22 protein-coding genes are annotated in these 24802 nt (G+C 49.1%); 12 read left to right on the top strand and 10 right to left on the bottom strand.

Annotated features, from left to right (window positions below):
- Nucleotides 1-85 precede the first annotated feature (85 nt).
- Nucleotides 86-907 (top strand): glucosaminidase domain-containing protein, encoded by an 822-nt coding sequence (locus tag IY568_RS09455; RefSeq protein WP_228553241.1) that lies wholly within the window; start codon nucleotides 86-88, stop codon nucleotides 905-907.
- On the top strand, nucleotides 897-1553 hold the full coding sequence (locus IY568_RS09460) for a DUF2987 domain-containing protein (protein ID WP_125564243.1): 657 nt from the start codon (nucleotides 897-899) through the stop codon (nucleotides 1551-1553). The genes IY568_RS09455 and IY568_RS09460 overlap by 11 nt, the downstream gene beginning before the upstream one ends.
- Before the next feature lie 89 nt (nucleotides 1554-1642).
- Here IY568_RS09460 and htpX read toward each other — a convergent pair whose 3' ends face one another.
- Entirely contained in the window at nucleotides 1643-2503 is an 861-nt protein-coding gene (gene htpX, locus IY568_RS09465; protein WP_125564244.1) for a protease HtpX, read from the bottom strand.
- 327 nt (nucleotides 2504-2830) lie between these two features.
- Between htpX and IY568_RS09470 the strand changes: the two genes are divergently transcribed.
- Entirely contained in the window at nucleotides 2831-4726 is a 1896-nt protein-coding gene (locus tag IY568_RS09470) for a DUF294 nucleotidyltransferase-like domain-containing protein (protein ID WP_125564246.1), read from the top strand.
- On the top strand, nucleotides 4726-5433 hold the full coding sequence (locus IY568_RS09475) for a 3'-5' exonuclease (protein ID WP_125564248.1): 708 nt from the start codon (nucleotides 4726-4728) through the stop codon (nucleotides 5431-5433). Before IY568_RS09470 ends, IY568_RS09475 begins: the two co-directional genes overlap by 1 nt.
- Before the next feature lie 110 nt (nucleotides 5434-5543).
- Here IY568_RS09475 and IY568_RS09480 read toward each other — a convergent pair whose 3' ends face one another.
- From IY568_RS09480 to IY568_RS09520, 9 genes are all read right to left on the bottom strand, one after another.
- Nucleotides 5544-7121 (bottom strand): BCCT family transporter, encoded by a 1578-nt coding sequence (locus IY568_RS09480; RefSeq protein WP_194867415.1) that lies wholly within the window; start codon nucleotides 7119-7121, stop codon nucleotides 5544-5546.
- Between the two features lie 400 nt (nucleotides 7122-7521).
- Nucleotides 7522-8184, bottom strand: a complete 663-nt coding sequence (locus tag IY568_RS09485) for a CoA transferase subunit B (RefSeq protein WP_010381523.1) — start codon at nucleotides 8182-8184, stop codon at nucleotides 7522-7524.
- 10 nt (nucleotides 8185-8194) lie between these two features.
- Nucleotides 8195-8893 carry a CoA transferase subunit A gene (locus IY568_RS09490; protein ID WP_010381521.1) on the bottom strand — a complete coding sequence of 233 codons (699 nt, stop codon included), beginning with the start codon at nucleotides 8891-8893 and terminating at the stop codon, nucleotides 8195-8197.
- Nucleotides 8894-8927: 34 nt separating this feature from the next.
- Entirely contained in the window at nucleotides 8928-9836 is a 909-nt protein-coding gene (locus tag IY568_RS09495; RefSeq protein ID WP_058795634.1) for a hydroxymethylglutaryl-CoA lyase, read from the bottom strand.
- 1 nt (nucleotide 9837) lies between these two features.
- Entirely contained in the window at nucleotides 9838-11781 is a 1944-nt protein-coding gene (locus IY568_RS09500) for an acetyl/propionyl/methylcrotonyl-CoA carboxylase subunit alpha (protein WP_194867416.1), read from the bottom strand.
- A gap of 10 nt (nucleotides 11782-11791) precedes the next feature.
- Nucleotides 11792-12574, bottom strand: coding sequence for an enoyl-CoA hydratase/isomerase family protein (locus IY568_RS09505; RefSeq protein WP_194867417.1), 783 nt, complete (start codon nucleotides 12572-12574; stop codon nucleotides 11792-11794).
- Nucleotides 12575-12583: 9 nt separating this feature from the next.
- Nucleotides 12584-14191 carry a carboxyl transferase domain-containing protein gene (locus tag IY568_RS09510; protein WP_010381513.1) on the bottom strand — a complete coding sequence of 536 codons (1608 nt, stop codon included), beginning with the start codon at nucleotides 14189-14191 and terminating at the stop codon, nucleotides 12584-12586.
- 9 nt (nucleotides 14192-14200) lie between these two features.
- Nucleotides 14201-15376 (bottom strand): isovaleryl-CoA dehydrogenase, encoded by a 1176-nt coding sequence (locus tag IY568_RS09515; protein ID WP_010381512.1) that lies wholly within the window; start codon nucleotides 15374-15376, stop codon nucleotides 14201-14203.
- Nucleotides 15377-15454: 78 nt separating this feature from the next.
- Nucleotides 15455-15847 carry a MerR family transcriptional regulator gene (locus IY568_RS09520; RefSeq protein WP_010381509.1) on the bottom strand — a complete coding sequence of 131 codons (393 nt, stop codon included), beginning with the start codon at nucleotides 15845-15847 and terminating at the stop codon, nucleotides 15455-15457.
- 395 nt (nucleotides 15848-16242) lie between these two features.
- On the opposite strand from IY568_RS09520, the gene IY568_RS09525 reads away from it, so the two are divergent.
- The 8 genes from IY568_RS09525 (at nucleotide 16243) to IY568_RS09560 (ending at nucleotide 24792) form a co-directional block, all read left to right on the top strand.
- Nucleotides 16243-17421 carry an acetyl-CoA C-acyltransferase gene (locus tag IY568_RS09525; RefSeq protein ID WP_010381507.1) on the top strand — a complete coding sequence of 393 codons (1179 nt, stop codon included), beginning with the start codon at nucleotides 16243-16245 and terminating at the stop codon, nucleotides 17419-17421.
- Nucleotides 17422-17489: 68 nt separating this feature from the next.
- On the top strand, nucleotides 17490-18980 hold the full coding sequence (locus IY568_RS09530) for a CoA-acylating methylmalonate-semialdehyde dehydrogenase (RefSeq protein WP_049866069.1): 1491 nt from the start codon (nucleotides 17490-17492) through the stop codon (nucleotides 18978-18980).
- A 132-nt stretch (nucleotides 18981-19112) separates the two neighbouring features.
- A complete protein-coding gene (locus IY568_RS09535) occupies nucleotides 19113-20270 on the top strand; it encodes an acyl-CoA dehydrogenase family protein (protein WP_194867418.1) in 1158 nt (385 codons plus the stop codon).
- 12 nt (nucleotides 20271-20282) lie between these two features.
- Nucleotides 20283-21059: an enoyl-CoA hydratase gene (locus IY568_RS09540; protein ID WP_125564260.1), complete on the top strand. Its 777-nt coding sequence runs from the start codon at nucleotides 20283-20285 to the stop codon at nucleotides 21057-21059.
- Entirely contained in the window at nucleotides 21059-22198 is a 1140-nt protein-coding gene (locus IY568_RS09545; RefSeq protein WP_194867419.1) for an enoyl-CoA hydratase/isomerase family protein, read from the top strand. Before IY568_RS09540 ends, IY568_RS09545 begins: the two co-directional genes overlap by 1 nt.
- 11 nt (nucleotides 22199-22209) lie before the next feature.
- Nucleotides 22210-23100, top strand: a complete 891-nt coding sequence (gene mmsB, locus IY568_RS09550; RefSeq protein WP_194867420.1) for a 3-hydroxyisobutyrate dehydrogenase — start codon at nucleotides 22210-22212, stop codon at nucleotides 23098-23100.
- A gap of 21 nt (nucleotides 23101-23121) precedes the next feature.
- Entirely contained in the window at nucleotides 23122-23883 is a 762-nt protein-coding gene (locus IY568_RS09555; RefSeq protein ID WP_049866073.1) for an SDR family oxidoreductase, read from the top strand.
- A gap of 300 nt (nucleotides 23884-24183) precedes the next feature.
- Nucleotides 24184-24792 (top strand): MarC family protein, encoded by a 609-nt coding sequence (locus IY568_RS09560; protein WP_010381499.1) that lies wholly within the window; start codon nucleotides 24184-24186, stop codon nucleotides 24790-24792.
- The last annotated feature ends 10 nt before the right edge of the window (nucleotides 24793-24802 follow it).

Here is a 24802-nt window from a genome sequence, read left to right on the forward strand (position 1 = left end):
TTCAGAAAACCTGCGTAGTCATGCCTATATCATAGTGTTTTTTCGACACTTTGAGTTGGTAGTTGGTACTAGTGTGAGGAGAATCATGCGTTTACTAGTGAAGTTTATTATTGCCGCGATTTCAATATTCGCGATTTTGTATCCATTTATTGTCAAACCCCCAGCCCCCCCACAGCCTGAGCCCGAGCCGGAAGTCGTTGTGACTGAGCCGCAGGTTAAGGAAGTGGAACAGCCATTACATTCGGTGAAGCTACCAGAGTTTGGGAAAATCCGTGATATTGCCACCAAGAAGAAACAGTTCTTCGATTTTATTAAGCCTCATGTTGAAGCGGAGAATGAGCTGATCTTGCAACAACGTGCAAGCATAGAAATTGCGTTGATGATGCTGCAGTTTGAAGAGCCGCTCAGTGACATTCAGCAGCAAAGGATTGATCAGGTGTTTGAACTCTACAGAATAGAAGATGACACCATTTCCATAGAGAACCTTAAACGGGCGTTAACGCGGGTGGATATTATCCCTAAAGAGCTGGCGCTAATGCAGGCGGCTAATGAGTCTGCCTGGGGCACGTCACGATTTGCACGTATTGGGCTAAACTTTTTTGGTCAGTGGTGTTATCGAAAAGGGTGCGGCATGATCCCAAAACGCCGTAGTGACGAAGCCGTACACGAAGTGGCTGCGTTCCAGTCGGTTCGGGCATCGGTCAAATCTTATTTCAGAAATATCAATACGCACGATGCGTATAAGGAACTGAGGGCCACTCGTGCTCAGCTACGCGAGCAAAAAAAGCCGATAGAAGCAACGGCATTGACCGCAGGACTCTTGTCATATTCAGAGCGGGGCGTGCATTATATTGAAGAACTTAACGATATGATAAGACACAACAAGGCTTATTTTGATGAAGAGTAATTTACTGGCACTGCTGCTGGGACTGGCAAGTGTTGCCACTGACGTACAGGCACAAGAAGAGTTTGTGGTTTCGTATGACGGGTTTTATGACCGCCTCAAGGTGATTGAAAAGGGTGAGTTTGAATTTGCCCGGGTAAATTTTTATCTGGTAGACATTGCGACTTTGGCCCCGTGCGGGATTAAGTCAGGAAAAATTGTCACTGAAACCAGTGAACAGCCGCTCAACTATACGCAAGAAGCACAATTGTTGCTGCCCTTTAGTGAAAAACTCGATAAAGATAAAGCGGTTATTGTTGTTGAACCATTGGATCCACAACATGACTGTCAGATTAAATTTCAGATTGAGTCCGCGTACTTCACGAATACGCATCTGACCAAGCAGCGCTTATATCAGTTGCATCATGAGTTTGACGAGCTACTGTCTGACTTGTCAGGCTTTTTTGTCAGCAAGCTAATGGGCTTTTTGTTACCTGAGCAACAGGGGGTGAAGGTAACATTTGCCAGTGAGCCAAACTTGTCGGCACCCGGCGTGACCTGTGAAAAGCAGGTTTGTCAGTTCAAGGTAACCGATGACTGGGAAAATGATACTGCGCGCTTTAACACGCTAAGTGAAGTCGTGACGGTGACTCCCTGGATTGAAAAGTAGCTTGTCGGTTATCTGAATCGTTAGTCGAAATGGCACTTATACAAAAAAGGCTTCGCACTGCGAAGCCTTTTTCTTTCTCAGCCTGCTGTTTAGCGCAGCGCCTGAATACGTTGCTCCAGTGGTGGGTGAGAAGCAAACATCTCCGACAAACTCTTACCTGAGGCGATACCAAAGGCCATCATAGAACCTTCAAGTTGTGACTCATGGTTGTTGCGCAAACGTTCCAGTGCCGCACGCATTTTGTGTGCGCCGACCAGTTCTGCCGCGCCTTTGTCAGCAGCAAACTCTCGCTGACGGCTGAAGTAGGCAACGATCACTGATGCCAAAATACCGAACAGGATCTGGAAAATCATATCAAAAATGATGTAAGTCCAGCTTACGCCATTGTTTTCCTCGTCGCCATTGAGAAAGCCATCCACTAAGTTCGCCAGCACTTTGGCGATGAAAATCACAAAGGTATTCACGACACCCTGGATTAGGGTCAGCGTGACCATATCACCGTTAGCAACGTGGCATACTTCATGAGCCAGCACTGCTTCAGCTTCATCCTGAGTCATGTTGTGAAGTAGTCCAGTACTAACCGCTACCAGACTGTTGTTTTTACTAGGACCTGTTGCGAACGCATTGATTTCAGGGCTGTCGTAAATGGCAACTTCAGGCATTGCAATACCTGCTTGCTTTGCCTGATTGGCAACGGTTTGCACCAGCCAGTGCTCACTTTCATTGCGCGGTTGCTCAATGACGTAGGCACCCGTTGATTTTTTGGCAATCCATTTCGACATAAACAGCGAAATGAAGGCGCCACCAAAACCGAATACACCGGCAATAAGTAACATACCGCCGTAACTGCGGTTAGACAGACCTAACGCAGACATGACGATAGACAGGACAATCCCCAGCACTAGCATGACTGCCAGGTTGGTGATCAAAAATAGCACGATTCGTTTCATCTTAACCTCAAGCTTATACTCAACTCATTGTGTGCAGCCCACTTAAACCGGGATTAGTTTTGACAGGTGGACTGTTTATACTTGCTTACTTTTACCTACAGCGCCCTGTGGGATCCATTTCCTTCAACAAGACGGTTTATCATAGATTTAGTTGCAGTATGGTCAGCTTCCAAAGCACCTTGTGTATATGATGGCATACCCCCAGTATTACAAGTCACACTTTAAAAAATTCGTGTGACAGAATTTACGTGATGCGCAATGAACTGCCTTGCGTTCAATCAGGCAATTACCCACAATAATGATTATTAGCGTCACAAAAAAGTCATTATGCAAATCGAGCACTTTGAGATCATGCAGTTTTTGTCTGCACATCCGCCATTTAATGCGCTCACCAAGCGCGCATTGCAACAGCTTGCCAGCGAGGTCGAGGTAGGGTACTACCGTGCAGGCAGCGAAATTCTGCATTACGGGGAATCCATCTCTAACCTGTATGTGGTGCGGGCTGGGTCAGTTGAGGTATACCGCCGCAATGGCGAGTTATATAATCGAATTTCTGAAGGCGGTTTGTTTGGTCAGCGAGGCTTGTTAACAAACCGCAAAGTCCGTTTTCCGGTAATGGCGTTAGAAGATACCCTGGTTTATTGCATCCCTGTGGGGTTATTTGAGGCATTTTGTGATGAGCATGAGGCCTTTGCCGACTTTTTTGAAGCGGACGATAGCGGTGGATTGATCCAGGCTGTCTCCGAGCAGGCCGACAATAATGATCTGACTACCGCCAAAGTAAAAACATTATTACTCAGAGAGTTAGTGTCGGTTGAGTTGTCACGCTCAATTCGTGATGCGGCGAGGCTGATGACTGAGGAGCAAGTATCAGCACTGCTGATCTTCGACCCCAGTAAGCCTGTTAGTGACGATCCGGAAGATGATGACGGACAAATTGTGGGGATCCTGAGTGACAAAGACTTACGCATTAAAGTGGTGGCTGAGGGCTTAGATACCAACCAGCCTGTTGCCGCTATTATGACCCGTGAGCTCACAATAGTAGATTCCAATGCCTATGTGTTTGAGGCCATGATGATGATGCTCAGAGATAATCTGCATCATTTACCTGTGGTCCATAAACGCCGTCCCATTGGCGTGATAGCACTATCGGATATATTGCGTTATGAATCACAAAGTAGCTTACTGTTTGTCAAAGGAATTATGGAACAGCAAAGTGTTGAGGATCTGGCACATTATGCACAGTCGCTGGCCAGTGTCTTTGTGCGCCTGGTAAATGAAGACGCCAATTCACACATGGTTGGAACGGCAATGTCCGTGATTGGCCGCACTATAAAGCAACGGTTACTGGAACTGGCAGAGGACGAGCTGGGCACACCGCCTGTACCTTATTGTTTTATCGCGCTCGGATCGATGGCGCGTGATGAGCAGTTGATTGTCACGGATCAGGACAATGCCCTGATCCTCGATGATACTTTTGAGCCGGATAAGCATGATGGTTATTTTGCCGCGCTCGCTAAGTTTGTTTGTGATGGCCTTGCGCAATGTGGCTATAAGCTTTGCGATGGGGGCATTATGGCCACCAACCCGCAGTGGCGGTTACGGGCTAGTGAATGGCAAGCACAGTTTGAAGACTGGGTGGATAACCCGAAGCCTGAGGCGTTATTACACAGCTCGATATTTTTTGATCTCGATGGGGTCTATGGATGTACTCAATTAGCCAGCCGACTCAGTGAGCTGGTGGCTAAAAAAGCGAAAATCGCCCCTCGCTTTCTTGCCGCGATGGCAAACAATGCGCTGCGCAGAACGCCACCGCTTGGTTTTTTTAAAGACTTTGTGCTGGAACAAGATGGTGAACATAAGCACTCGCTGAACATCAAACGACGTGGTACCGCACCTCTATCTGATCTGGTACGTGTACATGCTCTGGCTATCGGTTCGCGCAAACAGAACTCGTTTGAACGACTGGAAGACATTAAAGAAGCTCAGCTATTACCACCTGGTAAGGTGGAAGATTTAGAGGCGGCGCTGGAGTATATCGCCACGATCCGCATTCGTCACCAGGCGAGAAAAATAGAACAGGGAAAACAACCAGACAATAACATTTTGCCTAAACGATTATCTGAGTTTGAACAGCGCAATCTCAAAGAAGCCTTTGCTGTACTGGATAAAGCCCAAAGCTATCTTAAAATACGTTATCAGAACAAGGCGATACTCAAGTAATGGCGATACAAGGCGATATTTTATCCTGGCCCAACCGTTTTGCGCATTTGGCTCGGCAAAGTAATGATGAAAGGTTGCGTGCGTTTTATAACGCAGGTGTTCAGTTACCCGACACACCAGTGTCTGAAGCGCGTTTTGTCGCGCTCGACTTCGAGACGACCGGGTTAAACCATGAAACTGATGACATAGTCAGCGTCGGCTTGGTGCCTTTTGATGCGCGCAGGGCCTATTGTCGTGACGCTAAACATTGGATCTTAAAGCCTGCAACGCCGCTGCATGAAGAGTCTGTAGTGGTGCATCAAATTACCCATTCTCAGGTTCGCGAAGCGCCGGATCTGGATACTATTCTTGAAGAATTACTGGTGAGCCTGGCAGGCAGAGTGATTGTGGTTCATTATCGACACATTGAACGTCCGTTCTTTAATCAGGCATTAATGCAGCGCCTGGGTGAAGGTATCGAATTTCCCTTGATTGATACTATGGCACTGGAGCATCGTATTGAAACCAACCGGTTAACCTGGTGGCAGCAAATTAAGCGCCAGTCTATCCCCTCAATCCGCCTCGCTGATAGCCGTAAACGTTATGGGTTACCTTACTATATTGCGCATCATGCGCTCAGCGATGCACTGGCAACCGCTGAGCTATTGCAGGCGCAATTGCAGCATCACTATACATTACAGACAGAGATCAAAACGCTATGGATGTAGTGGCTCAGTTTAGTGCTGCTGGCACTTCGTCAGCATACGTTACGGCAGAAACAAAAATGGCATGTAACTGAACATGCCATTTTGAAGTGTTGCGCTGGTGTCATATAGGATCAGGACTGAGTTTGCTCCGTGCGAAGGCCCAGGATCAGGCTCAGGCACATCAACAATAACACCAGAGTGAAAGGTAAGCCGGTCGAGATTGCACCAGCCTGCAGGGCTTCTATAGCCTCTGTACCGCCGATCCACAATAGCGCAGCAGCAATGGCACCTTCAACTGTTGCCCAGAACACGCGTTGCGGAATTGGGGCGTCAATCTTACCGCCAGCCGTAATACTGTCTATCACCAGAGAGCCCGAATCTGAAGAGGTGATAAAGAACACCAGTACCAGTACGATGGCGACAAACGACAAGACATCACCCAGTGGCAGTTGTTCAAACATTTCAAACATTGCCAGTGGTACCTGGGTCAGGCCATTTTCACCCAGTGAGCCAACGCCAGACATCACTTGGTCAATAGCGATACCACCGTATACCGACATCCATAATGTCGTCACCAGTGTTGGGATTAGCAATACGGCGATGATAAATTCACGAATAGTCCGGCCTTCAGAAACGCGGGCAATAAACATACCTACAAACGGAGACCAGGAGATCCACCAGGCCCAGTAAAATACCGTCCAGCCTTGATACCAGGCTTCATCTTCACGTCCGTGCGGATTACTCAGCGGAATGATATTCTCTGCATAAGCCATTATAGTGGTCGGGATGTTACCCAGTGCAACAGCAAACCCGGCGAGCATAACAAACAGCAATAAGGCAAAGGCAAGCAGCATATTGGTATTACTGAGTACTTTGACACCTCCTTCAATGCCCCGCACGACCGAAATGATAGCCAGCAAAGTGACGCCGGCGATGACAGTGATTTGCAAGCCCAGGCCGGCCTCTATCCCGAATACGTGCTGGATCCCGGCGCTTGCCTGCTGCGCGCCCAAACCGAGCGATGTTGCCAGACCAAACAAAGTCGCCAGCACCGCCAGAATGTCTATCACATGACCTGGCCAGCCCCAGGCTCTGTCGCCCAGCAGCGGATAGAATATAGAGCGAATAGACAGCGGGAGACCTTTATTATAGGCGAAGAAGGCTAACGAGAGCGCCACAACGGCATAGATAGCCCAGGGGTGTAAGCCCCAATGGTACATAGTCGCACCCATGGCAAGCTCTGCCGCTTCGGGTGTGTTTGCGGCCACATTGAGCGGGGTTTTGTACCAGCCCGTATAATAAGCTACTGGCTCGGCCACACCCCAGAACATTAATCCTATCCCCATACCGGCGGCAAACAGCATAGCCAGCCAGGAGACGGTGGTATATTGTGGTTTAGCGGCATCGCCACCAAGACGGATTTTACCGTAAGGAGACAGCACCAGTGCGAGACAAAATAAGACAAAAAAGTTGCCAGACCACATGAAAACAGCATCAAACGCACCGATAATTTTCCACTTTAGTCCGTCCAGTGTTGCCTTCGCTGATTCGGCATCGCTCACTAAAATTGCAATGAGAAAAAATAAAATCAGGCCGGCACTGACGCCAAAAACCGGGTTATGAACATCAAACCCCCATTTTTGGACGTTGTCCTGGCCCACTGTGTAGTCAGTATTATCAATACTGTACTTGTCGTGATTGTCTGCCATTGTTACCTCATGGTTGAGAAGTGAATGGCAAGGCAGGAATACCCGGCTTTGATGCAAACAGCATGCGATGGGCTTATGTTAGTTACAGCGGTAATGGTTGCCTGTTGCTTGCCATTACGATCGTCTTTTTAGTATCAAAAAAGCCGTTTCGATGTAATTAAGATAAACCAACCAAAACGAGGTCCTCTGGCCACCTTGCCCAGAAAGATCTTCGTCTATTAGTGTAAGCGTTAGAATATAAAAGTAAACGAATGTGCGCTTAACTGAATAAATTCACACCAATGCGAATGAAAAAGATAAAAAAAATCCCTCTTGCGAGGGATTTTGGGTAACTCAGCGCCTTTGGCACTGGGAATGAGGTCGGTACATGTTTGGTGTTTTCGTGTCAGACCGCGTGTGTTTAGCTGGCAAACTGCATTTCAGGAATGTCGCCATTCACAATAAGCTTACCCGCCGTTTTGCTGATAATTTCGTCTACACTAACACCCGGTGCGCGCTCTAGCAAATGGAACGCACCGTCTTTCACTTCAAGCACGGCTAAATCCGTGACGATCTTCTTCACACAGTTAACGCCCGTAAGCGGCAGAGTGCAAGACTCCAGTAACTTTGAATCGCCGTGCTTGCTGGCATGAGTCATGGTAACAACGATGTTCTGTGCACCTGCAACTAAGTCCATTGCCCCACCCATGCCTTTGATTAATTTCTTCGGGATCATCCACGAGGCAATATTGCCGTTCTGATCCACTTCAAATGCACCCAGTACCGTCAAGTCTACATGACCACCGCGGATCATGGCAAAGCTTTCGGCGCTATTAAAAATAGCCGCACCTGTGGCTGCTGTCACGGTTTCTTTACCCGCATTGATCATATCTGCGTCAACCTGGTCCTCTGTTGGGTAAGGACCCATACCCAAAAGACCGTTTTCTGATTGCAGCATCACTTCGATACCCTGAGGTACGTAGTTAGCAACCAGGGTAGGGATGCCAATGCCCAGATTCACGTAGTATCCGTCCTGAAGCTCCTGCGCCACGCGCATTGCAATTTGTTCACGAGTTAAAGCCATGGTGATCTCCTTACTTACGGGTTGTGACACGTTCGATGCGTTTTTCAAAGCTACCCTGAATCACGCGATTAACATAGATCCCCGGTGTGTGGATCTCACTCGGCGCCAGCTCGCCCGGCTCTACGATTTCTTCCACCTCGGCAACGGTAATTTTACCTGCTGTTGCAGCCATAGGGTTAAAGTTCATGGCGGTGTGGCGGAATACCAGGTTACCGTAGCGATCTGCTTTCCACGCTTTCACGATAGCAAATTCACCGGTAATGGACTCTTCCAGGATGTAAGGGCGGCCATCAAATTCTTTAACTTCTTTACCCTCGGCAATCGGTGTACCGTAACCCGTTGCGGTGTAAAAACCTGGGATACCTGCACCACCGGCACGCATCTTCTCTGCCAGCGTGCCCTGAGGCGTCAACTCAACGTCGATAATACCGTCTAATAGCTGTTGCTCAAAGAGGGCATTTTCGCCCACATAAGAGGCGATGATTTTTTTGATCTGACGGTCGTGTAGCAAAATGCCCAGACCAAAGTCGTCTACGCCGCAGTTATTAGATACGACAGTCAGTTCTTTAGTTTGTTTGCGTTTAATTTCAGCAATCAAGCCCTCAGGAATACCACATAATCCAAAGCCACCGGCAATAATGGTATCGCCGTCTTTGAGGCCCTCCATTGCTGCTTCATAGCTTGAAACTACTTTATCGAAACCGGCCATTAGCCCACTCCTAGTTGTTCGTTGTTCTCGGTTGTTATGACTGACAGCTGTTTTTCAACGCCAGTGACACCTTGCTTACTGGTGCTTTATCAAGCGCCTCACAAATCTGCCAGCCTGCTTTTGCCAGTCTTTCTAAATCAATTCCACTGTCAATGCCAAGTCCTTGCAGCAAGTAAACAACATCCTCAGTGGCAACATTTCCTGACGCGCCCTTAGCATAGGGACAACCACCCAAGCCGGCGACGGCCGAATCTATGGTGGCAATGCCCATTTCTAGTGCAGTATGGATGTTGGCTAATGCCTGGCCATAGGTATCATGAAAGTGCACGGCAAGACGCTCAGCCGGGATGTGTGACAGCAACAGAGTGAGCAGTTGCCTGACCTGATTGGCAGTTCCCACGCCAATGGTGTCGCCCAGGCTAATCTCATAGCAGCCCAATGCCAATAATTGTTTACACACCTCGAGCACCTGTTCTGGTTCGACCTCTCCCTGATACGGGCAGCCAACCACACAGCTTACATAGCCTCTGACTTTGATGTTGTTTTTTTGCGCAAGTTCAACGACCGGGCGGAAGCGCTCGATACTTTCTTCAATCGAACAGTTGATGTTTTTTTGTGTAAAGGCCTCACTGGCCGCAGTGAAAATCGCGAATTCGTCGACCTGATTGGTAAGTGCCAGTTCCGCTCCTTTCAGGTTGGGTGTGAGAGCGCTGATCTCCACCCCTTCACGGCGCACAAACCCCTGGATCACGTCACTGGAATCTGCCATTTGTGGCACCCATTTGGGTGACACAAATGCACCAGCCTCGATGTGTTTCAAACCGGCCTCTGCTAATGCATTGACCAGCGTGATTTTGGCTTCGGTCGATACACTGGACTCATTTTGCAGACCATCACGTGCACCGACCTCGACAATTTTAACCTGAGCAGGGTAATTCGCCATTTCAGGCCTCCTCAACAATGGCGAGCATTGCGCCGTGGCTGACCAGCTCACCCTCGTCAAAGCAGTAGCTTGTCAGTGTGCCATCAAATGGCGCATTCAGGGTGTATTCCATTTTCATCGCCTCGATAACGACAACTGGATCGCCCTTGTTCACATGAGCACCAACGCTTTGCAGGTGCTTCACAACTGTACCATTGAGTGGTGCAGCCAGAGGCGCTTCCTGGTGTTCATGCTCACTGACGTAGTGCTTAGATTTAAGTGCTACATCAAACTGATAAGGACCAAACATGACAGTGATGAGATCTTCGGTGATCACCACATCAGCAAGCAGACGCTTACCATCTAGGTTGGCAACCAGGCTGTGGCCATCAAGGCGCACATCCATGGTGTGATCCAGGTCCTGATAAAAGACCTGCCACTGCTCGCCCTTGGCTTCAGCGATGACCAGGTGGTCAGCAAATGGCAAGACCTGACGGCGCGGCTGATTGAGCTTAAAGCCTGACAGTTGCCACGGTGAGGTCACTTTTTCCGCTTGTTGATGTGCCAAGTAGGCTGCACTGGCCAGGCAAACCAACAAATCATTAGGCGCCTGAGATGCCGTTAGCGTATCGGTTTGAGTATCAATAAAGTGGGTATCTGGTGCGGTAGTGCTGAATGCTGGATGACCTGCGAGGTGGTGTAGGAAGGCAATATTGCTCTTCAGACCAGCCAGATGCACTTCAGCCAGTGCGCTGCGCAATTTTAACAACGCAGTGCGACGGTCCCGGCCGTGGACAATCAGTTTTGCGATCATTGGGTCATAAAACGGGCTGATCTCGTCACCTTGCTGTACGCCGGTGTCAATACGCACGCCATCTTTCGCTACGGGGAAACCCAGGTGTGACAATACGCCTGAGCAAGGCATAAAGTTCTCGTGCGGGTCTTCGGCATAGATACGCGCTTCGAAGCTGTGCCCACTGAGGCGAATTTCATCCTGAGTCAGTGGCAGTACTTCATTGTTGGCGACACGAATTTGCCATTCAACCAAATCCTGACCAGTCACCATTTCGGTCACTGGGTGTTCCACCTGAAGTCGTGTGTTCATCTCCATAAAGAAGAACTCATCACCACATAACAAAAATTCGACAGTTCCGGCACCTCGGTAGTTAATTGCCTGAGCACAGCGAACTGCGGCTTCACCCATTTCGCGACGCAGCTCTGCGCTGAGATCCGGCGCTGGGGCTTCTTCGATAACTTTCTGATGGCGACGCTGCAATGAGCAGTCGCGATCACCCAGATACACGCAGTTACCGTGGCTGTCTGCGAAAACTTGGACTTCAACATGACGCGGTTTATCAACAAATCGCTCTAACAGTACCAGATCGTTACCAAAGCTGGCTGCGGCTTCACGTTTTGCGCCTTCAAGAGAGCTAATAAACTCGCCTGCCTCACGCACCACGCGCATACCTTTACCGCCTCCACCGTAAGCGGCTTTAATCAGCACTGGGTAGCCGACTTTCTCGGCTTCCTGAGCGAGAAAATCAGTATCTTGCTGCTTGCCATAATAGCCTGGCACCAGCGGCACATTGGCCTCGGCCATAATCTCTTTGGCGCGGGTTTTTGATCCCATGGCTTCTATTGAAGAGGCCAGAGGGCCAACAAAGGCAATATTGGCCTGTTCACAGGCGTTGGCAAAGGCTTCGTTTTCAGATAAGAATCCGTAACCCGGATGAATACAGTCCGCGCCGGCGCGCTTGGCAACGTCCAGAATGCGTTCGGCCACCAGGTAAGAGTCTTTACTTGGCGCCGGACCGATGTGATAGGCCTCGTCAGCCTGTTGGACGTGCATCGCATTGGCATCGGCATCGGAGTATACGGCAACGGTGCTCAGACCCAGGCGTTTGGCGCTGCGCATGACGCGGCAGGCGATTTCGCCTCGGTTGGCTATCAGAATTTTCTTTAACATAGTGTACTCCTTACTTGCTGGCCGCGTTTTGCCAGCCGGGGGCACGTTTTTCAAAAAAGGCACTCAGACCTTCCTGTCCTTCTTCGCTTACCCGGATTTCTGCGATCCGCTTTGCGGTGTGGGCTATCAGCGTGTCATCGATGGTGTGGCCTGCGACTTCATCGATCAATGCCTTAGCGCTTTTCACCGCCACAGGACCATTGTTCAACAGGGTTTCAATGAAGTGAGATTCAGCACCGGCTAAATCTTCGGCAACCTCATGGATGAGGCCCATGCTCAGTGCTTTGTCTGCAGTAAAGATTTCTGCACTGAGGAAATAACGGCGCGCCTGACGCTCACCAATGGCTCGGATCACATAAGGGCTAATAACAGCCGGGATAAGGCCAAGTTTCACTTCGCTCAGGCAGAATTTAGCATCTGGCGTCGCAACGGCGATGTCACAGCATGCGATTAAACCCAGCGCACCACCGAATGCGGCGCCCTGAACAAGGCAAACTGTGGGGTGTGGACTGTTTGCCAGCACCTTCATCAGTTTGGCCAGCTCCATGGAGTCTGCAACATTCTCGTCGTAGTTATTGCCAGCCATAGACTTCATCCAGGCCAGATCGGCACCAGCAGAGAAGTGTTTTCCGTTGGTTTTAAGTATAAGTGCACGAATATCCAATTCGTTGGCATACTCAATGCTTTTGATTAATTCAGCAATGACTTCGGCATTGAAGGCATTGTGTTTTTCCGGGCGGCTGAGTTCCAGCACGGCCACCTTACTTTTAGTGATATTTAAGGTTACTGTCATAGGGCCTCCTTACATCCGGAAAATGCCGAATTTTGAATCCTGCTCAGGTGCGTTGGCGGCCGCTTCAAGTGCCAGACCAAGTACAGTGCGTGTATCAGCAGGATCTATGATGCCATCATCCCACAAGCGCGCGCTGGCGTAGTAGGGGTGACCTTGTTTTTCATATTGCTCAACAATGGGTTTTTTGAACTCGGCGACTTCTTCGTCGCTCATTGACTGGCCTTTACGTGCCAGACCATCCTGACGAACCTGAGTCAGTACGCCCGCAGCCTGCTCACCACCCATGACTGAGATACGGGCGTTTGGCCACATCCACATCATAGTGGGTTCATAAGCGCGGCCGCACATGCCGTAGTTACCCGCGCCATAAGAGCCGCCGATCAGAACAGTAAATTTCGGTACGTCAGCACAAGACACGGCCGTAACCATCTTGGCACCGTGTTTGGCGATGCCTTCAGCTTCATACTTCTGACCGACCATAAAGCCGGTGATGTTTTGCAAGAATAGCAGCGGGATATTGCGCTGAGCACAAAGCTGTATAAAATGTGCGCCTTTTTGTGCAGACTCAGAGAATAAAATGCCGTTGTTGGCGACGATACCAACCGGGTGACCATAAATCTCTGCAAAGCCGGTCACCAGGGTTTCACCAAAGTAACGTTTGAATTCATCAAATTGTGAGTCGTCAACAATACGGGCAATGACTTCTCGTACGTCAAACGGTTTCTTTAAGTCAGTGCCCACGATGCCGTAGATTTCACCAATATCGTATCTTGGTGCTTTAAAATCTTTTAAGACGGGGCGGACAGGACGTTGGTGGTTGAGGCGAGAAACACACTGGCGAGCGATAGACAGCGCGTGTTCGTCGTTTTCTGCGTAATGGTCAGCAACACCAGACACTTTACAGTGTACATCGGCACCACCCAGGTCCTCAGCACTCACTTCTTCACCGGTTGCCGCTTTTACGAGCGGGGGACCTGCGAGGAAAATCGTCCCTTGTTCCTTGACTATGATACTTTCATCGGCCATGGCGGGCACATAAGCACCACCGGCGGTACACAAGCCCATAACGACGGCAATTTGTGGGATGCCCTTAGCAGACATACGTGCCTGGTTATAGAAAATACGGCCAAAATGCAGCTTGTCCGGGAACACTTCATCCTGCTCTGGCAGGTTCGCACCGCCTGAGTCTACTAAATAGATGCAGGGTAGGTGACAACGTTCCGCGATTTCTTGTGCGCGAAGGTGCTTTTTCACTGTGAGTGGGAAATAGGTGCCGCCTTTGACTGTCGCATCGTTTGCGACAATCATGCACTCAATGCCTTTCACCCGGCCAATGCCAGCAACCACGCCAGCACAAGGGATGTCTTGTTCATATACGCCGTAGGCTGCGAATTGAGAAATTTCTAAAAAGGGAGAGCCTTCATCGAGCAAATGCTCGATTCTGTCGCGAACAAAGAGTTTGCCTCGACTCTGATGACGGGCGATCAGGGCTTCGCCGCCGCCCATTGATAATGTTGCGACCTTATCATTAAGATCGGCAACCAGAGACGCCATGGCGTCCTGGTTTGCCTTAAACTGCGGGTCATGACTATTAACATTTGAGTTTAGTACTGTCATGCTGCCTCCTTAGCGGCTCTCGGTGAACAGCTCGCGACCGATCAGCATACGGCGGATCTCAGAAGTACCGGCACCAATTTCATACAGTTTGGCATCACGCAATAAACGTCCGGTCGGATATTCGTTGATGTAGCCGTTGCCGCCAAGTAACTGGATTGCATCAAGTGCCATCTTGGTTGCCAGCTCTGCGGCATAAAGGATAACGCCAGCTGCATCTTTACGGGTTGTTTCGCCGCGGTCGCAGGCTTTGGCAACGGTATATACGTATGAGCGAGCCGCATTCATTTGTGTGTACATGTCAGCGATTTTGCCCTGTACAAGCTGGAACTCACCGATAGACTGATTGAACTGCTTCCGCTCGTGGATATAAGGCACAACTACATCCATACAGGCCTGCATTATTCCCAGTGGGCCACCGGCCAGTACAACGCGTTCATAATCCAGGCCGCTCATCAGGACCTTAACACCTTCATTATAGTTACCAAGAATGTTTTCTTCTGGCACTTCACAGTCTTCGAATACCAGTTCACAGGTGTTTGAACCACGCATGCCCAGTTTGTCGAGTTTCTGTGCGGTAGAGAACCCCGGGAAGTCACGCTCAACAATAAACGCCGTGATACCGCGTGGACCTGCGTCTAAGTCTGTTTTTGCATAGATGACGAATACATCGGCGTCGGGACCATTGGTGATCCACATCTTATTACCGTTCAGGATGAACTTATCGCCTTTTTTCTCGGCTTTGAGTTTCATGGAAACCACATCTGAGCCTGAGTTGGGTTCACTCATCGCCAGTGCACCTATGTGTTCACCTGAGATAAGTTTAGGCAGATATTTTTCTTTTTGTGCCTGATTACCATTGCGATTGATTTGGTTTACGCACAAGTTTGAGTGGGCGCCATAGCTTAATCCGATTGAGGCGCTGGCACGGCTGATCTCTTCCATCGCGATAACGTGTTCCAGATAGCCCATGTTTGCACCACCAAATTCTTCCGGTACTGTGATGCCCAACAGGCCCATGTCACCAAACTTTGGCCACATTTCATTGGGGAACGCATTTTCTTCGTCGGTTTTTTCTGCCAGTGGGGCAATTTCACTGCTGGCAAAGCTGTTCACGTGGTCACGGATCATGTCCGCCGTTTCGCCCAGGCCAAAGTTAAGTTCTTTATAAAGTGATACTGTGCTCATCTGTAGTTATCCTGTGTGAGAGTTATTCTTGATTAAGCACTCGCCGCGACTCGCATTAAATGCTACATTGCTCAATCACTATTCGTCTAAATTCTTTAAAGTATCCAGGCAGCGGCGTTCTGCTGTCACCAGCTCCATCAGGACAACTTTAATGTCGTCCATTTGCTGACTCAGATCGGCCTTTTTTTCTTCGATCAGTTGCAGCATAGTATGAAGCTGTTTGGCGCTTGATTTGTCAGCGTCGTAGAGCTCAAACAAGCGACCGGTTTCTGCCAGAGTAAAGCCTAAACGCTTGCCGCGCAGGATCAGTTTGAGGCGGACTTTGTCACGCTTTGAATAGATGCGGGTCTGGCCGTGACGATCAGGTGAAAGTAATCCCTGATCTTCATAAAACCGAATACTTCGGGTGGTAATATCAAACTCCTTGGCGAGTTCGCTGATTGAATAAGTTGGTTCTTGGTTGTCTTGCATCGTTTACGCACTTACATCAAAACTGATTTATCCAATATAAGTGAAGTTTACGTAAAGGTAAAGTATGGTGTTTGTTTCATCCGATAGTCGCATATCGAAGCCGCTCATACTGGTCTACTTTAGGTATTCGTTTAGCTTGCAGAAGACCCGCTGAGGCACTCCAGATCGTACGTCACAATGCAGTATAGTCGCTTGGTTCAGGACTGACTGGCGAGGAGGACGACACATCGATCCCACACCAGTGGCAACCTCGATGTGCAACTTAACTTTACACTTTCAGAGATCGCAATTTGCTTGATTTTAGATTTACGTTGGCGTAAACGTAAATATTAGGTATGCTCGACGTAAGAGATTACTAAAAGCAAGCAACTTGCTTGTAAACAGGAGTTTTTTTAATGAGTAACGAAGCTGTTGTCATTGTCGCCGCAAAACGTACCCCTATGGGTGGATTTATGGGCAGCCTTTCAGGTGCCAGCGCTACTGATTTAGGTGCAACCGCAATTAAAGCGGTTATGGCTGAGACTGGTTTGTCAGATGCCAGTATTGATGAAGTCATTATGGGCTGTGTATTGCCGGCTGGATTAGGCCAGGCACCTGCACGTCAGGCTATGTTGCATGCGGGATTAGCTCGCTCAACAGGCGCAACCACCATCAATAAAGTGTGTGGTTCAGGCCTTAAAGCTGCGATGTTCGCGCATGACTTAATTAAAGCAGGCAGCATCAATAATGCCATCGCAGGTGGTATGGAGAGCATGACTAATGCGCCTTACTTTATCCCTAAAGCGCGTGGTGGTATGCGTATGGGTCATGGTGAAATCAAAGATCACATGATGGCGGATGGCCTTGAAGACGCCTACGACAATAAAGCTATGGGTTGCTTCGCACAAGATACGGCTGATGAGTACGGCATTACGCGTGACAATATGGATGAGTTTGCGCTTAGCTCTTTGAGTAAAGCCAATGCAGCCATCGAAAATGGCAGTTTCGACAATGAAGTTGCAGCACATGTGATTTCGACTCGCAAAGGTGATGTTGAAGTGGCGATTGATGAGCAGCCAGGTAATGCGCGTCCGGACAAGATCCCGTCACTGCGCCCGGCGTTCAAAAAAGACGGCACTATTACCGCAGCAAACTCTTCTTCTATTTCAGACGGTGCGGCAGCACTCGTACTGATGAGTGAATCAGAAGCTAAGCGTCACGGTTTAACACCGCTGTGTAAAATTGCCGGTCATACAACGCATTCTCAAGCACCTGCTGAGTTTACAGTCGCACCAGTAGGTGCAATGAATAAACTGCTTGAACAAACTGGCTGGTCTAAAGATGACGTGGATCTGTGGGAAATCAACGAAGCATTTGCCATGGTGACTATGCTGGCAATCAGCGAGTTAGGCCTTGATCAAAGTAAAGTAAACGTGAACGGTGGTGCCTGTGCACTGGGTCACCCAATTGGTGCCAGTGGTGCACGTATCCTGGTAACGCTTATTCATGCACTACGCAATCGCGGTTTATCAAAAGGGATTGCCTCATTGTGTATCGGTGGTGGTGAAGCGGTGGCATTAGCCGTCGAAGTTTAAGTTAAGTATAGCGCCGCAACGACAATAATTAAGCGGCGCTTTTTCGTTTTATTTGGGGAGGAGTGCACATGCACCAGGTACCATTATACATCAACGGTGAATTTACCCAGTCTCAGTCTGACAAGTGGTTAGATGTCGTCAATCCGGCGAATCAGGAAGTTTTGGCGCAGGTGCCGTGTGCGACGCACGATGAAGTACAGGCTGCTATCACGTCAGCGCAAGAGGCATTCAAGACTTGGCGTAATGTGCCAGTAACTGAGCGTGCGCGCATTATGATGCGTTATGCTGCATTGCTCAAAGAGCACCAAGAAGAAATTGCGACCATTATCTGTCATGAACTTGGTAAGACCTTTGAAGATGCCAAGGGCGATGTATGGCGTGGTATTGAAGTTGTGGAGCAGGCTGCAAATGCACCGGCGCTGATGATGGGCGAAACGGTTGAGAACGTTGCCCGTAACATCGACACATATTCTTATATTCAACCGCTGGGAGTGTGTGCGGGTATTACGCCGTTCAACTTCCCGGCGATGATCCCACTGTGGATGTTCCCAATGGCGATTGTGTGTGGTAACACATTCGTATTAAAGCCATCTGAGCAAGACCCTCTGACGCCAATGCGTCTGGTAGAGCTGTTCGAAGAAGCAGGCGCACCAAAAGGGGTTCTGCAAGTTGTACACGGTGCAAAAGAGCAGGTTGACCAAATCCTGACAGCGCCTGAAGTACGCGCAATTTCTTTTGTTGGCTCATGCGGTGTAGGATCTTATATCTACAGTAAAGGCACTGAGAACCTGAAACGTGTTCAGGCCTGTGTAGGCGCGAAAAACCATATGGTGATCATGCCAGATGCCAGCCGCGAGCAAACCATTAACAACCTGGTGGGTGCATCTGTGGGTGCAGCGGGTCAGCGTTGCATGGGTATCTCCGTAGCGGTCTTCGTTGGTAAGTCCAAAGAGTGGATCGACGACTTAAAGGCCGGCCTTGAAAAAGTACGCCCGGGTGTGTGGAACGACCCAGAAGCGGCTTATGGCCCGCAAACCTCGGCTCAGGCCAAGGCACGTATTTTATCACTGATCGAAAGTGGTAAACAACAAGGTGCAACGTGTTTGCTAGATGGCTCAGACTTTACGGTTGAAGGCTATGAAAATGGCAACTGGGTTGGCCCAACGCTGTTCACTGATGTGACTCCAGAGATGGATATCTACAAGCAAGAGATTTTTGGCCCGGTACTAAACTGCGTCTGTGTTGATACGCTGGAAGAAGCCATTACGCTGGTTAATAACAGCCCATATGGTAACGGTACGTCCTTGTTTACTGCGAGTGGTGCAGCGGCACGTAAGTTCCAGCATGAAATCGAAGTCGGTCAGGTGGGGATCAATATTCCAATTCCTGTGCCATTGCCGTTCTTCTCATTCACCGGCTGGAAAAACTCTTTTTATGGTGATCAGCATACCTATGGTAAGCAAGGTGTGCGTTTCTACACCGAAACCAAGACCATCACATCGCGTTGGTTTGCTGATGAGGCCGTAACCGGCCCTAACATGAGCATTAACCTGCGATAACACCAATCAGTTACCCTTTCAGGCCCGGCTTTAGCCCGGGCCTTTCGTAGTAATACCTGAGACTCAGGTACATAAGAATAACGCCGGGCAGAATCGTCACTTCGCCCGACATGACAACAAGTGAGGTCTTTTATGGACTTTAATCTCAACGAAGATCAACAGGCATTCGCCGAAACCGCATATCAGTTTGCTATGAGTGAACTGGCACCCCATGCAGCTGAATGGGATCAGAAACACATTTTCCCTAAAGACGTTATCAAAAAAGCCGGTGAGCTGGGTTTTTGTGGCTTATACACACCGGAAGAAGCGGGTGGTCTGGGTCTGTCGCGTCTTGATTCAAGCATTATTTTTGAGCAATTGTCGATGGGCTGTACGGCAACTACGGCGATGCTGACTATACACAACATGGCGACCTGGATGATCGCCATCTTCGCAACCGATGCGGTCAAAGATCAATACATGGACCAGTTGGTGATGGGGGAGCTACTGGCTTCTTACTGCCTGACTGAACCTGGCTCGGGCTCTGATGCGGCGTCTTTGAAAACGAAAGCCGTGCTGGAAGGCGATGAGTATGTTCTGAATGGCTCGAAAATGTTTATCTCTGGTGCGGGTGAGACCGATGTGCTGGTTGTGATGGCCCGAACAGGTGAAGACGGTCCGAAAGGCATTTCGGCCTTTGTTGTTCCGGCAGATGCCAAGGGTGTCATCTATGGTAAAGCAGAAGAAAAAATGGGCTGGAACGCTCAGCCAACTCGTCTGGTTACATTTGAAGATGTACGCATTCCTGCAGCCAACCTGATGGGCAAAGAAGGCGAAGGGTTTAAGTTTGCCATGCAAGGCTTGGACGGTGGGCGTATCAACATTGCGACTTGTTCTATCGGCACTGCACAACAGGCGTTGAATACAGCCAAAGAATATATGCAGGAGCGTCAGCAATTTGGTAAGCCTCTGGCGGCTTTCCAGGCACTTCAATTTAAGATTGCCGACATGAACACAGAACTGGTTGCAGCGCGTCAGATGGTGCGCCTGGCAGCCTTTAAACTAGACAGCAACGACAGTGAAAAAACCACTTATTGTGCCATGGCAAAGCGCTTTGCCACCGATGTCGGTACTAAAGTTTGTGATGATGCATTACAAATTCATGGTGGTTATGGCTACATCAAAGAATACCCACTTGAGCGCCACCTGCGTGATGTACGTGTTCATCAAATCCTGGAAGGCACCAATGAGATCATGCGGGTGATCATTGCACGCCGAATTTTAGCCGAAGGCGCAGCAAGCGTATTGTAAAGGAGCATCATTATGTCAGCACAATTGAAACTCGAAAAACAAGGTCACATCGCGATAGTTACTATGTCGAACCCACCGGCTAACACCTGGACTCGCGACACTCTGGTAGGCCTCAAAGAGTTGGTGATCGAGCTTAATGCCGATAAAAACATTTATTCATTGGTGATCACCGGGGAAGGTGAAAAGTTCTTCTCAGCCGGTGCCGATCTGAATGTGTTCGCCGATGGCGACAAAGGAGTTGCGGCCGACATGTCTCGCGTATTTGGCGAAGCATTTGAAACGCTGAGTGACTTCCGTGGTGTGTCTATCGCCGCCATTAACGGTTTTGCGATGGGTGGCGGCCTGGAAGTTGCGCTGGCCTGTGACATCCGTATTGCAGAGACGCAGGCTCAAATGGCACTGCCAGAAGCCAAAGTGGGCTTACTGCCTTGTGCCGGTGGCACACAAAACCTATCTTGGCTGGTAGGTGAAGGCTGGGCTAAGCGCATGATTCTGTGTGGTGAACGCCTCAAAGCGGATAAAGCGCGGGAGATTGGACTGGTTGAAGAAGTGGTTGAGCAGGGCAAAGCGCTCGAAGCTGCGCTTGAGCTGGCTAAGAAAGTTGAAGACCAAAGCCCAGTGGCCGTTACCGCCTGTAAAGCTTTGATCCAAAAAGGTCGTACAGGCACCATCAACAGTGCTTTGCCGCTTGAGCGAGAACTGTTTGTGACTCTGTTCGACACACAAGATCAGAAAGAGGGCGTGAATGCCTTCCTGGAAAAACGTAAAGCAAACTGGGTGAATGGCTAATGGTGGAATTACAGTTACTGAACCAGGCAGATGCCCCTGTGGTATTTGAGTTGGCGCACTGTAATAACGGCATGAAGGTGGCAGTGGCCACCCTTAATGCGCCAAAAGCACTCAATGCACTTAACCTGGAAATGATCCGCCTAATCGAACCACAGCTCAAAGTGTGGGCTGAAGACGAGCAGGTAGCTATGGTATTGCTTAAAGGCGCGGGAGAGAAAGCGTTCTGTGCCGGTGGTGATGTGGTTAGCCTCTACAATGCAATGGCAGCGGAAGATGGTAATAATCATCTGGAAGTCTTCTTTGCTGAGGAATATCGCCTTGATTATCACATCCATAATTATGATAAACCGATCTTGCTGTGGGGCAATGGCATTATCATGGGTGGTGGCCTGGGCTTGATGGCCGGAGCCAGTCATCGTGTGGTGACTGAATCATCACGTATCGCTATGCCGGAGATCACCATTGGTTTATATCCGGATGTGGGCGGCAGCTATTTCCTCAACAAAATGCCGGCCGGTGTGGGCTTATTCCTGGGCCTGACTGGCGCCTCTATCAATGCCACTGATGCCAAATTTGTTGGTCTGGCGGATCATTATATGGACGGTGAGCGGCTGGATATGCTGCTGCACAACCTCAGTGAAGTCAACTGGGGTAAGACCAACGTACTCAATCATGAGAAATTGACTCAGCTACTTATTTCCCTCGATGAAGCGTCACACATTCCGCCGCGCAGCGAAATCAAGCCGCTGGCTGAGTCTTTTGCTAAATTGGCTGAGCTAGACACGCTGGATGCCCAGGTTGAGCACATTCTGGCCCTCGACAGCGCAGAGAATAAATGGCTGAGCAAGGCGCAAAAAGCGCTAAAACATGGTTCTCCACTTAGTGCTGTGTTAATCCAGGCACAACTAAATCGTGCCGAAGGGTTGTCACTCAAAGACTGTTTTCAACGCGAGCTGGCAATGTCGGTGCGTTGTGGTGAAGTGGGCGAGTTCCGTGAAGGTGTGCGTGCGCTGTTGATTGACAAAGACGGACAACCTCAATGGCAGTTTAAGACCATTGCTGACGTAGACAGCAAAGTGATAGACAGCTTTTTTGCACCACGCTGGGAAGAGAGCACGCATCCCCTGGCTGATCTGTAAGGAATAAACATATGGCAAAGATAGGATTTATTGGTTTAGGAAATATGGGTGGCCCAATGGCTGCCAATTTGGTGAAAGCCGGGCACCAGGTCACTGTGTTTGATCTCAGTGCTGAAGCAGTGGCAAACCTTGTATCTTTGGGCGCTGTGGCGGCAGACAAAGTCTCTGATGTTTGCGCTGGGGCCGATTTTATCGTGAGTATGCTACCTGCCAGCAAGCATGTGCGGATGATTTATACTGGCGAAGATGGCTTAATCAACTATCTTGAAAAGTCGACGCTGGTAATCGACTGCTCAACCATAGATGCAGAATCAGCGCAGTTTGTTGGTAATGCCCTGACTGACGCTGGCATTGCATTTGTTGATGCACCTGTTTCAGGTGGTGTCGCAGGTGCTGCCGCGGGTACATTGACTTTTATCGTTGGCGGTAATGACGAAGACTTCAATAAAGCGCAAACCGTGCTTAACGACATGGGGAAGAATATTTTCCATGCCGGAGCTGTGGGAGCAGGCCAGGTCGCTAAGATCTGTAATAATATGCTGCTATCAATACTCATGGCAGGCACCAGTGAGGCACTGCAAATGGGCGTTGACCACGGCCTTGATCCAAAAGTATTGAGTGAGATTATGCTCAACAGCTCGGGTCGCAACTGGACACTGGAGTTATATAACCCATGTCCGGACGTATTAGAGAATGTGCCTTCGTCAAATGGGTATAAACCTGGATTTATGGTTGATCTGATGGCCAAAGATCTGGGACTGGCGATGCAGGCGGCACAGCAAACAAACTCGGCTACGCCGATGGGGGCACTGGCAAAAAATCTCTACAACCTGATGCAGAATCAGGGCAGTGGCAGTGAAGATTTTAGTGCTATTTTTAAACTCTATTCACAAAAGCAGTAACAGAAGCAGGGTTGAAATATCATGGATATAAAGAATAAAGCGGTGGTGATCACCGGTGGTGCGCAGGGCTTGGGCTTTGCGATGGCAACGGAACTGGCAAAAATGGGTGCCAAGCTGGCACTGATTGATATGCAGGAAGAACAACTGCAAGAAGCAGCTACAGAGCTTAGAGCACTGGATGTTGAAGTAAAAACCTATGTGGCGAACGTAAGCCTGGAAAGCGACGTTGAGCAAGTGTTTAACGACATAGTCGCAGATCTCGGTAAGATCTCGGTGCTGGTTAACAACGCAGGCATTTTGCGTGATGGCCTGTTATTAAAAGCCAAAGACGGAGAAGTGACTGACAAGATGTCACTGCAACAGTTCCAGTCTGTATTAGATGTTAACTTAACCGGGGTATTCCTGTGTGGCCGTGAAGCGGCAACTAAGATGGTAGAAGGCCAGGAAGGCGGCGTTATCATTAATATGTCGAGTGTCGCACGGGCAGGTAACATGGGCCAGACCAACTACTCAGCCGCCAAAGCGGGTGTTGTTGCGATGACAACGTCCTGGGCTAAAGAACTTGGTCGCTATGGTATTCGTGTCGGTGCAATCGCACCTGGTGTGATCCGCACACAGATGACAGACGCCATGAAACCAGAAGCCAAAGAGCGACTGTTGAAGATGAAACCCGTTGGTCGTCTGGGTGAAGCGGGTGAGATAGCCCACACAGCGAAATACATCATTGAGAATGACTTTTTCACTGGTCGTGTAGTAGAAATTGACGGCGGGATCAGACTCTGATAAATTAATACTTAAGTATCGGTTTGCTTTTATTTTTGTCCTAAAACCAATACAAAAGAATTCGCATACTTATGTTCCTTTATCTTCGAAAGAAGAAAGTGTGTTGAATCAAGCGGCAGGCCACGCATACCTGCCGCTTTTTAGTTTGTGATAGTAACAAAGGGTGCCAGGACGCGCTCTATTCTCTCAACAGCTGCCCGTCGATTTTTGATTAATATCGGCAATTTTCATTCTATTTGGCTCACTTAGAGCTAAAATATCAAATGACTGGCTAGGTAGCCGCACAGATAAGGAACAGGTGTGATTGACTTTGTTGCGACGTTTATTTTCTTTTTTGCCGTTATCGATCCGATCGGGACTGTGCCTGTATTCATTGCCGTCACTCGTGGCTACGATGCTGCGGCAAAGCGTAAGATAGCCATGATTGCCAGCTTAGTTGCTGCTGTTTTACTGGTCTTTTTTGCGATTGCCGGAGAGCTTCTGCTTACAGCGATGGGCATACCTTTGCCGGCGTTTCAGATAGCCGGTGGTATTGTGCTGTTCCTGTTCGCATTGTCGATGATTTTTGGTGAAAGTAAACCAGACGAAGAAGTGAAATTAGTCCGGGATCACCATGAAACCGCAATCTTTCCGCTTGCAGTCCCGTCCATAGCCAGTCCTGGTGCCATACTGGCGTGTGTACTGCTAACAGAAAATGCCCGATTTAATTTGTTCGAGCAGGTACAAACCGTGGCGATGATGCTGGCGGTTATTTTGCTGACTTTACTGTTGATGTTGGTCGCTAGCAGTATCCACAAAGTAATAGGTAATGCCGGTGCCAGTGTAATAAGCCGTGTGATGGGGCTGATACTGGCGTCCGTGGCTGTGACCAATGCGCTGGCAGGTTTTGTGAGTTACTTTGATAAGTAATGCCAATCCA

The sequence above is a fragment of the Pseudoalteromonas sp. PPB1 genome, assembly GCF_015356275.1.
GTDB lineage: Bacteria > Pseudomonadota > Gammaproteobacteria > Enterobacterales > Alteromonadaceae > Pseudoalteromonas > Pseudoalteromonas rubra_D.

What these genes read in the sequence shown, in the direction of transcription:
- mmsB (WP_194867420.1), top strand. Translation starts at nt 22,210, where the DNA reads ATGGCAAAGATAGGATTTATTGGTTTAGGAAATATGGGTGGCCCAATG.
- IY568_RS09490 (WP_010381521.1), bottom strand. Translation starts at nt 8,893, where the DNA reads ATGGCCGGTTTCGATAAAGTAGTTTCAAGCTATGAAGCAGCAATGGAG.
- IY568_RS09545 (WP_194867419.1), top strand. Translation starts at nt 21,059, where the DNA reads ATGGTGGAATTACAGTTACTGAACCAGGCAGATGCCCCTGTGGTATTT.
- IY568_RS09520 (WP_010381509.1), bottom strand. Translation starts at nt 15,847, where the DNA reads ATGCAAGACAACCAAGAACCAACTTATTCAATCAGCGAACTCGCCAAG.
- IY568_RS09460 (WP_125564243.1), top strand. Translation starts at nt 897, where the DNA reads ATGAAGAGTAATTTACTGGCACTGCTGCTGGGACTGGCAAGTGTTGCC.
- IY568_RS09540 (WP_125564260.1), top strand. Translation starts at nt 20,283, where the DNA reads ATGTCAGCACAATTGAAACTCGAAAAACAAGGTCACATCGCGATAGTT.
- IY568_RS09530 (WP_049866069.1), top strand. Translation starts at nt 17,490, where the DNA reads ATGCACCAGGTACCATTATACATCAACGGTGAATTTACCCAGTCTCAG.
- IY568_RS09470 (WP_125564246.1), top strand. Translation starts at nt 2,831, where the DNA reads ATGCAAATCGAGCACTTTGAGATCATGCAGTTTTTGTCTGCACATCCG.
- IY568_RS09480 (WP_194867415.1), bottom strand. Translation starts at nt 7,121, where the DNA reads ATGGCAGACAATCACGACAAGTACAGTATTGATAATACTGACTACACA.
- IY568_RS09455 (WP_228553241.1), top strand. Translation starts at nt 86, where the DNA reads ATGCGTTTACTAGTGAAGTTTATTATTGCCGCGATTTCAATATTCGCG.
- IY568_RS09535 (WP_194867418.1), top strand. Translation starts at nt 19,113, where the DNA reads ATGGACTTTAATCTCAACGAAGATCAACAGGCATTCGCCGAAACCGCA.
- IY568_RS09555 (WP_049866073.1), top strand. Translation starts at nt 23,122, where the DNA reads ATGGATATAAAGAATAAAGCGGTGGTGATCACCGGTGGTGCGCAGGGC.
- IY568_RS09495 (WP_058795634.1), bottom strand. Translation starts at nt 9,836, where the DNA reads ATGGCGAATTACCCTGCTCAGGTTAAAATTGTCGAGGTCGGTGCACGT.
- IY568_RS09500 (WP_194867416.1), bottom strand. Translation starts at nt 11,781, where the DNA reads ATGTTAAAGAAAATTCTGATAGCCAACCGAGGCGAAATCGCCTGCCGC.
- htpX (WP_125564244.1), bottom strand. Translation starts at nt 2,503, where the DNA reads ATGAAACGAATCGTGCTATTTTTGATCACCAACCTGGCAGTCATGCTA.
- IY568_RS09510 (WP_010381513.1), bottom strand. Translation starts at nt 14,191, where the DNA reads ATGACAGTACTAAACTCAAATGTTAATAGTCATGACCCGCAGTTTAAG.
- IY568_RS09525 (WP_010381507.1), top strand. Translation starts at nt 16,243, where the DNA reads ATGAGTAACGAAGCTGTTGTCATTGTCGCCGCAAAACGTACCCCTATG.
- IY568_RS09485 (WP_010381523.1), bottom strand. Translation starts at nt 8,184, where the DNA reads ATGGCTTTAACTCGTGAACAAATTGCAATGCGCGTGGCGCAGGAGCTT.
- IY568_RS09505 (WP_194867417.1), bottom strand. Translation starts at nt 12,574, where the DNA reads ATGACAGTAACCTTAAATATCACTAAAAGTAAGGTGGCCGTGCTGGAA.
- IY568_RS09475 (WP_125564248.1), top strand. Translation starts at nt 4,726, where the DNA reads ATGGCGATACAAGGCGATATTTTATCCTGGCCCAACCGTTTTGCGCAT.
- IY568_RS09515 (WP_010381512.1), bottom strand. Translation starts at nt 15,376, where the DNA reads ATGAGCACAGTATCACTTTATAAAGAACTTAACTTTGGCCTGGGCGAA.